This window comes from Tessaracoccus antarcticus (assembly GCF_003688855.1).
In the GTDB taxonomy this organism is placed as follows: domain Bacteria; phylum Actinomycetota; class Actinomycetes; order Propionibacteriales; family Propionibacteriaceae; genus Arachnia; species Arachnia antarctica.
This window is the reverse complement of sequence record NZ_REFW01000001.1, coordinates 975,371-988,638: the sequence shown is the minus strand read 5'-3', so window position 1 is coordinate 988,638 and position 13,268 is coordinate 975,371. Positions and strand designations below refer to the sequence as shown.

The window sequence follows — 13,268 nt, the reverse complement described above, 5'->3', positions numbered from 1 at the left end:
CAAAGCAGGCCACTTCACCCCCGTAGGGGTGGGCTAGAGTTCCTGCGTCCGCACGACGGGAGCCTCGACGATGAACGGCGATCGCCCAACCACCTGGGCCCTCAGTTTCCTCACGGCCACAGCCGTGATGCTGCTGCTGGTCCTCGGCAGCCAGAGCGCCGCAGCGGACCCTCAACCGGGCCCCACCTCCCTCAGGGTCCAGGCGCAACTCGCCCCCGACTTCACGGTGACGGCCTCGGGGCTTCTCACGGACCGCGACGGCAGGGCCATCGGGAACGCGGCGGTCCAGGCGCGTGTCGATGGGAACGAGGTGGCGGACACCATCACCAGCGCGGACGGCACGTACCAGCTCGTCTTCACGCTCGCAGAGGACCTCCGTGCCACCCCACAGCAACTGGTGGTGGTCTTCGGCGGCAGGGACGGCCTTGACGCCTCCCAGACCGACACCACCATTTCCACCGCAGGGCCCCCTGCCACCGAGGAGGGGCCATCCACCCCGCCTGCGTCCTCCGCGCCCCCCTCACCCACCCGACCAGCGGTGATGTTCGAAATATCCCTGGCGCCCACGCTGGTGCCACTGGGGGGTCTCGTCACGGTGCAGGGAACCCTCAGCGGCGAGGACGGCACCCCCATCCCCGACGCCAGGGTCGTAGTTCGTCTCGACGGCAAGGAGAGCGCCGACTCGCTGGTCCTCACCGGCCCCCAGGGCGCCTTCCAGACATTTGCGGAAATCCCCGACGACCAGCCGGCCGGGAAGGCAGACCTGGTGGTGGTGTTCGCGGGCAACGACGCATACGCCCCCGGCGAGAGAGCGGTCACAGTGACGGTGGAGGAACTGCCGCTGGCCGAGGACACCAAGGACTCCGCCAAGGCCACCGGAACCGTGAGCGCAGAAGCTTCCGCAACGAACACCACCACACCCACAACTGTCTCCACTGGTGACGCAGGAACCACCACCGATACGGCCGGGGGGCGCAGCCCGCTCTCCTGGTTCTACGTGGCGCTCATCGTGGTGGGTGGTGTGGCGTTGCTGGTGGCCGCTGCGTTGGCGTTCCGCACGATGTATGGGCAACGCGACGCCACGCTCCGCGACACAGGAGGCCTGGAACGACTGCTCGACGTCGATCCCGACGCAGACGCAGACGCAGACGGTGGTGGTCTTCTCGGTGACCCCGCGGAAGAGGAGAATCTGCCGTCAAGCGCGGATGGGCAGAGCGCCGGGCAGCCACCACAGGCGGAACCGGGCGAAAACCTGCATCCCCGTCGACGCGCCGACTGACGAGCCGACGCTCAGGCCTTGGCCGCCCGGTCGGCCGCGTCGTTGTTCACCTTGACGAAGGACCCGCAGCGATCGCGCAGCATTCCCAGATCCCCGCCACGCAGTGCATCCCCCAGCAGCGTCGAATCGACGCACGCCGCAGGGGCTCCCGCCTTCAACCACTCAGTGGCCGAGAAGGCGCCGATCCCGCCGCGCGGGATCACATGCTCCGCGAGACCCAGAGTGCGCAGGCGCTCCGCCATCACGTGGCCCACCACGTCGGCCGGGTAGAGCATGGCCCCGGCAACGCCCGCCGACAGCGCCGAGCGCACCTCGCCCGGTGTCATGGCCTGCACCCACACCGGAACCTGTGCATCCGCAGCGGCATGCACGAGGTCTTCGTCGGCGACGTCGGCCAGGATGAAGGCGGCCCAGGGGCGCAGCCACTCCACGTCTGCAGCGGAGACCGGGCCGTGCACTCCGAACGTGGCGCGGGCACCGAAGATGGCGACGATGTCGTCCACCTCCTCATGCCGCGCGGGCAATGAGAAGGTGCGCAACCCTTCCTGGACCATCACCTCGACGGCCCCGATGAGGTCGTCGAGGGTCACGTCGTCGAGACAGACGATGAGTCCGGAGGGTGCACTCGCAGTTGGCATGGGCACCATCATGCCCGGCCTGCCCACGGTCCCACCACCGCAGCATGGCCCACCGGTGGGCAGTGTCCGCGAGACTTCGTGTCCAGCCCTAAGATTTCGCGCATGAACCGCCTGACGCGCGCCCAACGGCTGGACCGTCTCCCCTACACCCGCAAGCACAACAAGCTTCTGATGGGCTCCGGGGTCGGGTGGGCGCTGGACGCCATGGACATCGGCCTCATCTCCTTCATCATGGCTGTGCTCCTGAAGCAATGGCAGCTCAGCGCAACGGAACTGTCGGTGCTGGGATCCATCGCGTTCGTCGGCATGGCGGTGGGGGCCTCCGCCGGCGGCCTGCTCGCCGACCGCATCGGGCGCCGTCAGGTGTTCGCCATCACCCTGCTGGTCTACGGCATCGCGACGGGCCTCTCGGCCCTGTCCACCGGGCTGGCCGTCCTGGTGCTGCTGCGATTCATCGTCGGCATCGGGCTGGGCGCGGAATTGCCGGTCGCCTCCACACTGGTGTCCGAGTTCGCGCCCAAGCGCATCCGTGGCCGGATCGTCGTGGCGCTGGAGTCCTTCTGGGCGATCGGATGGTTGGCAGCGGCCTGCATCGGCTACTTCCTGGTGCCCCATGGTGACAACGGGTGGCGCTGGGCACTGGCACTGGGTGCCATCCCGGCTGCCTGGGCGCTGGTGATCCGCTACGGGCTGCCCGAGTCGGTGCGATTCCTGGAGTCCAAGGGGCGCCACATCGACGCGGAGGCCGTCGTCACCGAGTTCGAGGAGGCGGCAGGGGTGAGTACCCCACCATCGCAGATGGCGGCGGAGACCCCGGCTCGCGTGGTGAAGGTGGCCTGGCGCGACCTGTGGACCACCCGCTTCCGCCGCTCCACGATCGCGCTCTGGCTGACCTGGTTCGGCGTGAACTTCGCCTATTACGGCGCGTTCATCTGGCTCCCGACGCTGCTGGTGCAAAACGGCATGCAGTTGGTGAAGTCGTTCCAGTTCACCCTCTTCCTCACCATTGCCCAGCTCCCCGGCTACCTCGTGGCCGCCATTCTGGTGGAGGCGTGGGGGCGCCGCGCCACCCTTGCCACGTTCCTGGGAGGATCCGCCGTCGGCGCCATCCTCTTCGGGACGGCTCCACAGATCGCCGCCGCCGTGGCGCCCGGCAGCGATGCAGCCCTCTACGCCATCACGTTGGCCGCCGGATGCACCCTGTCGTTCTTCAACCTCGGAGCCTGGGGCGCCCTGTACGCGGTGACGCCCGAGGTGTATCCCACCAGCATGCGGGCATCCGGCGCCGGCGCCGCCACCGCGTTCGGCCGGATTGCCGCCATGTTGGCGCCTCTCCTGGTCCCGCTGCTCAACGGTGCAGGCGGGTTGCCGGTGCTCTTCAGCGTCTTCGGTGCCATGTTCATCATGGCGATGGTCGCCTCCTTGTTCCTGCCCGAGTACCGCGGCGACGCCCTCGAAGAGGTCTAGGGACCGAGGACGAAAAGGGTCGCCAGAAACTACCCTTTTGATGCGTCAGCGGGGCCCGGTGATGACCCTCGACGCTGTTTACACTCGCACCATCCAGCGCCGGTGAGGGGCTTTGCCCCGCGGCCGGCCCGATGAGCGAGGAGCAGAGCCATGGCGCCCAGCCAGGAGAAGGCCAACCACACGCTGACACCGCCGATGGGACCCGGGGTGCAGTCCCCGTCCCTCGAAGAACCCACTGCCGCTGTCCCGCCCCCACCCCCGAAGCCGTCACAGCAGGGGCCGGCAACGGTGACGCCGACGGGGGCCGCCACGGGCGCCCCGCCCGAGGCTGTCGCTCAGCAGGGCATGTACCTCACCACGTCGCAGGGCGCCCGGCTCAGGTCGACGGACCACGCACTGAAGGCAGGGCCACGCGGCCCCGTGCTGCTGCAGGACCATCACCTGCGGGAGAAGATCTCCCACTTCGACCATGAGCGCATCCCGGAGCGGGTCGTCCACGCCCGCGGCAGTGGAGCCCACGGCGTTTTCGTCGCCAACGGGCGCGCCTCGAAGATCTGCCGGGCCGCGTTCCTCGGCAAGGACGTCGAGACCCCGGTGTTCGTCAGGTTCTCAACGGTGGCCGGTTTCCGTGGCTCCTCGGACACCGTGCGCGACACCCGCGGTTTTGCCACAAAGTTCTACACCTCCGAGGGCAACTACGACCTGGTGGGCAACAACATCCCGGTGTTCTTCATCCAGGAGGGCATCAAGTTCCCTGACATCGTGCATGCCGTCAAGCCCGAGCCGGACAAGGAAATTCCGCAGGCGCAGAGTGCCCACGACACGTTCTGGGACTTCGTGTCCCTGCACACGGAGGCGCAGGCGCACGTTGCGTGGTCCATGTCGGACCGTGGGATCCCGCTGTCGTTCCGGATGATGGAGGGGTTCGGCATCCACACCTTCCGTCTCATGGACGCCGCAGGTGAGACGTGCCTTGTGAAGTTCCACTGGAAGCCGCGACAGGGTGTCCACTCGCAGGTGTGGGAGGAGACCCAGATGTCCGCGGGCGCGGATCCTGACTTCCACCGTCGAGACCTCTACGACGCCATCGACGCCGGCGCATATCCGTCGTGGGATCTGGGCGTGCAGGTGATGCCGGACACGCCGGAGGAGATCTTCGAGGGGATCGATCTGCTCGACCCCACGAAGTTCATTCCCGAGGAGGTGTGCCCCGTGGAGGTGATCGGCACGATGACCCTGAACCGTCGCCCCACCAACTTCTTCGCCGAGACGGAGCAGGTGATGTTCAACCCCGGCAACCTGGTGCCGGGCATCGACGTGACCAATGACCCCCTTCTCCAGGTGCGGCTGTTCTCCTACATCGACACCCAGATCACGAGGCTCGGCGGACCCAACTTCAGCCAGCTCCCCATCAACCGCGCGCACTGCCCCGTCAACGACATGTTCCGTGACGGGTTCCACCAGGACGCTGTGCACGGCGGCGTCGCACCGTACAAGCCGAACTCGCTCGACGGCGGCAACCCGGCCGAGGCCGACGACGATTCATCCGGCTACATCGACATCCCGACGCCGGTCGCAGGAAACAAGGTGCGGGAGCTGTCCGCCACCTTTGACGACCACTACAGCCAGGCGACGCTGTTCGTACGCTCGCTGAGCAGCGCGGAGCGTCAACACCTGACCAGCGCCTACACCTTCGAACTGTCCAAGTGCTACGAAGAGGCGATCCGCGTGAGGCAATTGCAGTGCCTCGCCAACATTGACGCAGACCTGTGTGCCGAGGTTGCTCGCGGGCTGGGCCTGAGCGCACCCCAGCCCACCACTCCACCCGGTGACGTGGAACCGAGCCCGGCGGTGTCGCAGCTGGGGAAGAAGTGGCCGGTCGTCGGGCGCAAGATTGCCGTCGTGGTGGATTCCGACACCCCCCCGGACGCGGTTGCCTCCGTCAGGGAGGCGATCATGAACGCCGGCATGCTGCCCTTCGTGACGGCCCCCAGGGGCGGCAAGCTCGGCGACGTCGTGGTGGACCGGACGTTCCTCACCGCAGCATCCATCGAGTTCGACGCGGCACTCGTGATGGTCGCGCCCGTTCCGGCGCCCGACGCGCTGCCTGCGTTCGACGCGAAGTCAGGGCAGGACACCACCGGCAGGGCCGTGGACCCACGCGTGGTCAAGATGGTCGCCGAGATGTTTCGTCACTGCAAGGCGATCGCGGTGACCCCGGGTGCCACGTCCGTCCTGGCGGCGGCGGGAGTCCACGAGGATGCGCCGGGCATGGTGGTCGCAGAGCCGGTGGCGGCGGTGGCAGGGCTGGCCGGGTTACTGGCGAGCCATCGGGTCTGGGAGCGCTTCCCGGCGCGTGTGACGCACGAGTCATCCTGACGCCGACAGGACCCAGCTCAACGGAGCTGCCACGTCATCGACGTCCTGCGCACGAGGTGATGCCCATCCCCGGGGCGACTGGTCGCTCCGGGGGTGCGGCATGGCGGTTGGGTCACCACGCGGGGAGATCGAGCTCGTGTGTCGGAAGATGACGCACTCGACTCAGGTCACCGAGCCGAACTGCCAGGGCACGAACTCCTCCTGGCCGATGCCGAGTTCCTCGCTGACGGTCTGCTCACCCGATGCGACCCGGAGGATGAGATCGAAGATCTCCTGCCCCACCTCAGCCATTGTCGCCGTGCCGTCGACGATGCGTCCGCAGTTGAGATCCATGTCCTCCGACATGCGCTCATACATTTCGGTGTTGGTGGCCAATTTGATCGACGGCGTCGGCTTGGCACCCAACACGGAGCCGCGTCCGGTCGTGAAGCACACGACGGTCGCACCTCCCGCGACGATGCCTGTCACCGAGACCGGGTCATACCCGGGTGTGTCCATGAAGACGAGGCCGCGTTCCGTCACAGGCTCCGCGTACTCATAGACCGCACTGAGGTCTGCCAGTCCCGCCTTGGCGACAGCTCCCAGGGACTTCTCAAGAATGGTGGTGAGGCCGCCAGCCTTGTTTCCCGGCGACGGATTGTTGTCCAGCGTGCCGCCGCCGCGCTCCATGTAGCCGTGCCACCAGGTGATGCGCTCGAGCAGCTTCTCCCCCACGGCGGCTGAGACGGCTCGCCGTGTGAGCAGGTGCTCGGCACCAAACACCTCGGGGGTCTCCGCGAGGACCGAGGTACCGCCAAGGGAGATCAGTTTGTCCGATGCGACGCCCAGCGCAGGGTTCGCCGTGATTCCGGAGAATCCGTCCGAGCCTCCGCAGTTGAGCCCCAGCACCAGTTCCGACGCGGGGCTCTCCACCCGAGTCCTTGAGTTCAGTTCGGTCAGCATCTCCTTGATGGACGCGATTCCCTGCTTCACCGTGGCGCGGACACCGCCCTCACCCTGGATGGTCATGGTCCGCACCAGCGTGTCGCCCGGTATCGCCGTGTTCCCGGCGAGCAGGTCGACGGGCACCATTTCGCAGCCGAGGCCCAGCACGAGCAGCCCCTGGATGTTGGGGTGGGCCGCGTAGCCGTTCAACGTACGCAGGAGCACCTGCCCGCCCTCGCTGCTGGGGACGAGGCCGCATCCACTCTGATGCGTGAGCGCCATCACACCGTCGACGTTCTCGTACTCGTCGAGCGCGGCTCCCCGAAATGCTTCGGCGATGAGCTTCGCGGCGGTGGCGGAGCAGTTGACCGATGTGAGAATTGCGATGTAGTTGCGCGTCCCGACTTTCCCGTTGGCCCGTGGATATCCCATGAACGTCGGCATCGGACCGGACGCCGGCAGCGGTCCAGACCGAGCTGTCCCGAACTCGTGGGGACGATCGCTGTCGTCCATGCCGAGGTTGTGGCTGTGCACATGGTCCCCGGGCGAAATGTCGACGAGCGCCCGACCGATCGACTGGCCGTACTTGTGCACGCTCATGGCTCGGGGAACCGGACGCAACGCAAACTTGTGGCTGCCGGGGACGTCGCGTGCGAGCGTGATCGCCCCATCCTCACCCGCATCAATGATCGTGCCTGCGGCGAGCGCGCGTGTGGCCACCGCGACCTCGTCCTGTTCGTTCAGATGGAGCGCCACATCAGCCAGCTTTGCCTGCGTTTTCATGTGGCAGAACTCCCTCATTGCGAAGTATGGTGAATGTAAACGTTTTCATTTCATTATTCGTTGCTGCGGGAGGACGGTCAAGATGCCGACGACGATCAGGCGGGGCGCATGAATCGACCGATCAGCACCGGGGTCATCGGATACGGGCTCGCGGGCCGCGTGTTCCACACCCCGTTCCTTGCAGCGAGTGCCGACTTCTCGCTCGACATGATCGCCACGGGCAATCCGACAAGACGGGACCAGGCCTCAGCCCGATATCCGGGAGCGGCCATCGTTTCCTCCCCTGATGAGCTTCTCGCGCGCGGATCGGAACTGGATCTCATCGTGCTCGCGACTCCCGCACACACACACCGAGAACTTGGAGAGGCCGCATTCGCTGCTGGCGCGGCCGTGGTCGTTGACAAGCCGTTCGCGCCGTCCAGCGAAGACGCGGAGGCACTCATCGACGCCTCCATGCACGCCGGCCGACCGTTGATCGTCTTCCAGAACCGACGCTGGGACGGTGACTTCCTCACTCTGCAAGAACTGGTCGCCAGCGGCCGACTCGGGCGGATTCATCGGTTTGAATCGACGTTTGAGCGGTGGAGCCCGACGCGCCGTGAGCGCTGGCAGGATCGCACGACACAGGCCGACGGTGGGGGGATCACCTTCGACATCGGTAGCCACCTCATCGATCAGGCGTTGGTGCTCTTCGGGCCGGTCATGGACCTGCACGCCGAGTTGTCGCCCGTGCGCGACGGGGCGGTCAGCGAGGATGATGCCTTCTTGTCGCTCCTCCACGACAGCGGTGTGCGCTCGCACCTGAGCATGAGCAGCGTCGCCGCGTTGAGCGGGCCCCGCTTCCGTGTGCTGGGGACGCAAGGGGCGTACTCCGTCGACGGCCTGGACGGGCAGGAGAGCGCCCTTGATGACGGAGTCCTCCCCAGCGACCCGGTCTACGGAACAACACCCCCCTCCCACTGGGGAACGGTGAGCGACGGACACACGGAGCGCATCCCGACACTGCGCGGAGACTATCCAGCGTTCTACTCCGGCGTTGCAGCCGCCGTACGGGGTGAGGCTGCGCCGCCCGTGGATCCGCACGACGCTCTCGAGGTCGTGCGGATCATCGAGTGGGCGCACCGGGTGGCCGCGCAGCACGCCTCGAGCGCCGACCTCATCTGAACTCATCGGTGGGTGGCGCCGCGAACCTCGGCGAGTTGCGTCACCACGGCGTCGACGAACAGGCTCGAGCCGGCGATGTCCTCCGGGAAGATCTGGCGAATGGCGAACAGTCGTTCCACGACGCCACGCGGGTCGATCTGGAGGGCATCGGTGGATCCGATGCTGGAGAGCAGCGTGTCCGCCAAGGGGTCGTCGAGGGTCTCTCCTGACTCCAGCGCATGCGAGACGAAGGCGATCCAGGCGGCGACGGCGAACGCCATCCCGTGCGGGACATGGCCGGCGGTGAGTCGATCGGATGCGGTACCCAGCATCCGGCTGGGCAGTTTCTGGGAGCCGTCCATCGCCACCTGGCGTGTCGTGTGGGCGAGTGCGGGGTTGGCGAAGCGCTCCAGTACCTCGTCCCGGTACTGCTGGAGATCCATGCCGGGAGGCGACTCCAGTGTGGGGAGGATGTCATCGTCGACGATCGCCCGGGCGCGACGGCGAAGTACGTCGTCGGCCACTGACTCCGCGATCGTGGCGTAGCCCTTGAGGGCCCCGCAGTAGGCGAGCACGGAGTGGGTGGCGTTGAGGATGCGCAGCTTGGCACGCTCATAGGGTGCAACGTCGCCCGTGAGGATCGCTCCCGCCACCTCCCATGCGGGACGTGGACCTGCGAAACGGTCCTCGATCACCCATTGGATGAAGGGCTCCGCGACGACGAGCGCCTCGTCCCGCAGACCGAGGAGTCCGAACGCCTCATCGCGATCCGCGTCGGTGACGGCGGGGGCTATCCGGTCGACCATCGTCGAGGGGAACGCCACCGAATCCTCCATCCACTCACCGAACGACTCGCGGGCCCTGGTCAGTGCTTCGGAGGAGTTACTGGAGCCGATCGCCGCGACGAGCGAGGTGACGAGGGTGCGCACCACCGTCCCGTTCTCGACGAGGTTGTCGCACGGCACCACCGTGAAGGGCTCGCGATGCCGGCGGAACCTGCGCGCCAGTCCCCGCACGAGGAGGCCGATCGGCGTCTGCGACATCAGCGCGCTGTCATCAATTGATGCAGCCTCGGGGGACTCGGTCTTCACCAGTTCGGCCTCTATCAGGCCAAGGTCGTGCTGCACCGCTGCGCGACCCAGGTCGATCGAACCGTCACCGGCGCGCGGGTACCCCTTCTCGGTGATCGTCAGCGTGGCGATGTGCGTGCTGGGCTGCGCCAGGGCCTCGACGACCCGTTCCGAGTCCCGACCCGGCCACACCGCTTCACGCACGCTCCCGATGATCCTCAGGCTGGTGGCTGCGGCCCCCTTCTCGAGGACCCCGTAGAGGCAGTCCTGCGCTCGCAGCTGCGCCGCGACCGTGTCGGAGCGCCCTGTCACCCCCAGGATGCCCCAGCCTGTCTCGCCCGTCGCGGCTGCCGCGTCCTCGGTGTACACCGCCTGGTGGCTGCGATGGAACGCGCCGATGCCGAAGTGCACGATGCCGATGGAGAGTGCGGCGGGATCGACGGCGGGCCGCCGCACTCCCTCAGGGATCGAGGCCATCGTCGCGAGCGACAACCTCTTCGCCCCCGACGCTTCACCCTGTGTGGACCCCGCAGGGTGCTGTTTCGTCCTTGTCATCGAGCTCACTCGTCTCTGGATTCTTTGACCTGGGCCACCAACTGGGTGGGGTTGATGAAGCGCAGCGCGATGACAAGGATCACGAGCATCATCACCGTGTAGACCACCCCCATCGCCGAGACCAACTGTCGCGCCTCGGATCCGCCTGCACTGGTCATGGCTCGATAGATCGCGACGACGAGCGTGTCGGAGGACGGGCCGGAGACCAGGAACGTCAGCTCGAACATCCCGACGGTTCTGACGAGGACGAGGATGCCGGCCGCGAGGATGCCCGGGACGAGCAGCGGTGCCAGCACCCTGACGAAGACCTGCCGCATGTTGGCCCCGCACATGCGCGCCGCGTTCTCGATCGACGGGTTGATCTGCTCGATGAACGGGGTCATCGTGATGATCACGAAGGGGACCGAGGGGACAAGGTTCACCAGGATGACGGCGATGAGTGTCCGGCCGAGACCGAAGTTGTACATCACGGTGGCCAAGGGAATACCGAACGTGATCGGTGGGATCAGAATGGGCAGCAGGAACAACACCATGACGAGCCGTTTCAGCGGAAAATTGCTGCGGGCCAGAACGTAGGACGCAGGGACTCCGATCAGGACCGAAATCACCACCACCGAGAAGCCGACGATGAGGGTCACACCGATGATGTGGGTCATGTCGAACTTGTCCCACGCGCTCTGGTACCAGCTCAGCGTGAAGTTCTCAGGCAACCAGGTCCTGAACCATGGCTTGCCGAACGAGTCGACGAGGACGCTGCTGATGATCCCGAACAGGAAGATGAAGAAGGCGCCGATGCCCGCCCAGACGAACCAGGTGCCCGGTGACGCCGCAAGCGACTTCTCACCCGGCGGGCGAGATGCGTGGCCGGACCTCTTCGGCTCCGCCAGGACCTTCTCGGCTCCACGCACGAACGGTGCAGCCTCGTCGACGATCTGTGACTTGGACATCAGCCCTTCCCTCCCGTTGAACCCTTGTACAGGAAGGAGCGACCCAGCAGGACGATGGCGATGACGATGAGTTCGATCACTCCCATCATGACTGCGATGGTCGACGCCATGCTGTAGTCGATCTGTTCGGCGAATGACCGGTACGCCATCAGCGCCATCACACGGGTGGTGCCGAGCGGATCACCGACCAGCCTCGCGGACGGGAAGACGCTGAATGCCAGGACGAAGGTCAGGATGAACGTCGTCGCCAGCCCGGGCGCCAGCAGTGGCAGCGTCACGCGCATGAAGCGCTGCTTCCAGTTGGCTCCGAGAGTCTTCGCGGCGGCATCGAGCGATGGGTCGATGCCGGACAGGTACGAGGAGATCAACAGGTAGGCAAACGGGAACCCGGAGATGACCAGCGTGAACGTGACGCCGAGGTAGTTGTTCACCAGTTGGAGCGGATCGGAGATGATGCCGCTCTGGATCAGGAAACGGTTCAGCCAGCCCTGGCGCCCGGCGAAAATCAGGAGCCCCTGGGCGGTGAGGACGGTGCCCAGCGTGATCGGGAGCACCAGCATCGTGGAGAGAAACCGCTTCCCACGGAACTTGCGCCGCAGCTTGAAGGCAATGGGCACCGAGACGATCACGTTGAACAGCGCCGCGGGTAGCGCCAGACGCATCGTGATCCAGATCGAATCGAAGATGAAGGAATCGCCGAAGAACGCCACGTAGTTGGCGAAGATTCCCCCACCCCACTTGTCGACCGTGCCCTGCAGCGGCTGGAAGGTCAGCCCGATGCCGTAGGTGAAGGGATAGACGAAGAGGACCAGCGCGAAGAGGATCGCCGGCAGCAGCATCAGCAGTTTCCTGTCGACCCCCCGCTCCGCCATCCGGTGACGCAGGCTGGCACTGGAGGCGGCGCCCCGCTCCCGCCTGGTGGCAGTACTCATGCGTGCACCTCGGCGAGGCGGCTCTCCTCAATGCTCCCCGTGTCGGTGGAGTCGGGCGAGTCCAGCACAAAACGGTAGACGAGGGCACGTTTCGGGTCCAGGGTCAGGGTGACCTCGCTCCCGATGGGGGGTGCGGTCGCCGCGTGCACGAAGAGGCGCGCACCCGATGCCGTGGTGACCTCAACCGCGAACTCCCGGCCCTGGTACTCGACGACGGTGACCACCGCAGTGAAGACGTTCGATCCGGGTGGGCGTCCGGCACCCTCCACCACGAACAGGTCGTGCGGCCGGATGGCCACCCGCACCTTGTCACCGACCGACGCGGGCTGTGCCGCGGTGCCGGTGAGCTCGAGTCCCCCGCCGGCCACCCGCACCTGTGGGCCGTCGACACCGACCACCTCCAGGTCGAGGAGGTTGCGGTACCCCATGAAGTCCGCCACGTGCCAGTTGGCGGGGTTGTTGTGCAGCTCTTCGGGGGTGCCGATCTGCTGAACGCGGCCCGCCCGGAGCACAACGAGTCGGTCCGCCAGGGACAACGCCTCCTCCTGGTCATGCGTCACGTAGACCGTCGTCAGACCCAGAGACTGGTGCAGCCGCCTGATCTCGGTACGCATCTCCAGGCGCAGCTTCGCGTCGAGGTTGGACAGGGGCTCGTCCATCAGGACGACACGCGGTTCGAGCACGACGGCTCGTGCAATCGCCACGCGCTGCTGCTGACCACCCGAGAGCTGACCGGGCAGCTTCTTGGCATGCTCCTCCAGTTTGACGAGGCTGATCGCCTCGGCGACGCGCCTGTGGACTTCCGATTTCGGCAGGTTCCGCACCTGCAATCCGAACGCCACGTTCCTCTCCACGCTCAGGTGGGGGAAGAGTGCGTAGTTCTGGAAGACCATGCCGAAGTCGCGCTTCTCGGAGGGCAGCACGTCGATTCGCTTGCCATCAATGGTGATCTCACCGTGGGTGAGGGGCAGAAGGCCCGCGAGGCAGTTGAGCGCCGTGGACTTCCCGCAACCTGAGGGCCCGAGCAGGGCGATGAACTCCCCTGCCCGGATCGTCAGGTTGAGCTCGGCCAGTGCTTCGCGGCCGCCGAAACTGCGTCCGACATCCTTCAGTTCGAGTGACTCGAATGTGCCAGCCGATAGGGACATGTT

At 66.5% G+C, this 13,268-nt stretch carries 10 protein-coding genes; 4 read left to right on the top strand and 6 right to left on the bottom strand.

Features of this window, described 5'->3' with window-relative positions:
- Positions 1 to 70 precede the first annotated feature (70 nt).
- Complete coding sequence (locus EAX62_RS16650; protein ID WP_158600515.1) at positions 71 to 1,279, top strand: hypothetical protein; 1,209 nt, start codon at positions 71 to 73, stop codon at positions 1,277 to 1,279.
- Positions 1,280 to 1,290: 11 nt separating this feature from the next.
- Here the strand turns inward: EAX62_RS16650 and EAX62_RS04225 are convergent, their stop codons facing one another.
- The gene (locus EAX62_RS04225) at positions 1,291 to 1,917 is read right to left on the bottom strand and encodes a beta/alpha barrel domain-containing protein (protein WP_158600513.1); all 627 of its coding nucleotides are present in this window, start codon (positions 1,915 to 1,917) and stop codon (positions 1,291 to 1,293) included.
- Between the two features lie 102 nt (positions 1,918 to 2,019).
- Here EAX62_RS04225 and EAX62_RS04220 point away from each other — a divergent pair, with 102 nt between their 5' ends.
- Both EAX62_RS04220 and EAX62_RS04215 read left to right on the top strand, forming a co-directional pair.
- Complete coding sequence (locus EAX62_RS04220) at positions 2,020 to 3,384, top strand: MFS transporter (protein WP_121900370.1); 1,365 nt, start codon at positions 2,020 to 2,022, stop codon at positions 3,382 to 3,384.
- A 150-nt stretch (positions 3,385 to 3,534) separates the two neighbouring features.
- Entirely contained in the window at positions 3,535 to 5,763 is a 2,229-nt protein-coding gene (locus EAX62_RS04215; protein ID WP_121900369.1) for a catalase, read from the top strand.
- A 162-nt stretch (positions 5,764 to 5,925) separates the two neighbouring features.
- On the opposite strand, the gene EAX62_RS04210 is transcribed toward EAX62_RS04215, so the two are convergent.
- Positions 5,926 to 7,470 carry a UxaA family hydrolase gene (locus EAX62_RS04210; RefSeq protein ID WP_121901009.1) on the bottom strand — a complete coding sequence of 515 codons (1,545 nt, stop codon included), beginning with the start codon at positions 7,468 to 7,470 and terminating at the stop codon, positions 5,926 to 5,928.
- Positions 7,471 to 7,578: 108 nt separating this feature from the next.
- On the opposite strand from EAX62_RS04210, the gene EAX62_RS04205 reads away from it, so the two are divergent.
- Positions 7,579 to 8,634, top strand: a complete 1,056-nt coding sequence (locus tag EAX62_RS04205; RefSeq protein ID WP_121900368.1) for a Gfo/Idh/MocA family protein — start codon at positions 7,579 to 7,581, stop codon at positions 8,632 to 8,634.
- Positions 8,635 to 8,636: 2 nt separating this feature from the next.
- Here EAX62_RS04205 and EAX62_RS04200 read toward each other — a convergent pair whose 3' ends face one another.
- From EAX62_RS04200 to EAX62_RS04185, 4 genes are all read right to left on the bottom strand, one after another.
- The gene (locus EAX62_RS04200; RefSeq protein ID WP_233557796.1) at positions 8,637 to 10,160 is read right to left on the bottom strand and encodes a mannitol dehydrogenase family protein; all 1,524 of its coding nucleotides are present in this window, start codon (positions 10,158 to 10,160) and stop codon (positions 8,637 to 8,639) included.
- Between the two features lie 83 nt (positions 10,161 to 10,243).
- Positions 10,244 to 11,185 (bottom strand): ABC transporter permease, encoded by a 942-nt coding sequence (locus EAX62_RS04195; protein WP_121900366.1) that lies wholly within the window; start codon positions 11,183 to 11,185, stop codon positions 10,244 to 10,246.
- The gene (locus EAX62_RS04190) at positions 11,185 to 12,117 is read right to left on the bottom strand and encodes an ABC transporter permease (protein WP_121900365.1); all 933 of its coding nucleotides are present in this window, start codon (positions 12,115 to 12,117) and stop codon (positions 11,185 to 11,187) included. The genes EAX62_RS04195 and EAX62_RS04190 overlap by 1 nt, the downstream gene beginning before the upstream one ends.
- A complete protein-coding gene (locus tag EAX62_RS04185; RefSeq protein WP_121900364.1) occupies positions 12,114 to 13,265 on the bottom strand; it encodes an ABC transporter ATP-binding protein in 1,152 nt (383 codons plus the stop codon). Before EAX62_RS04185 ends, EAX62_RS04190 begins: the two co-directional genes overlap by 4 nt.
- Positions 13,266 to 13,268 lie beyond the last annotated feature (3 nt).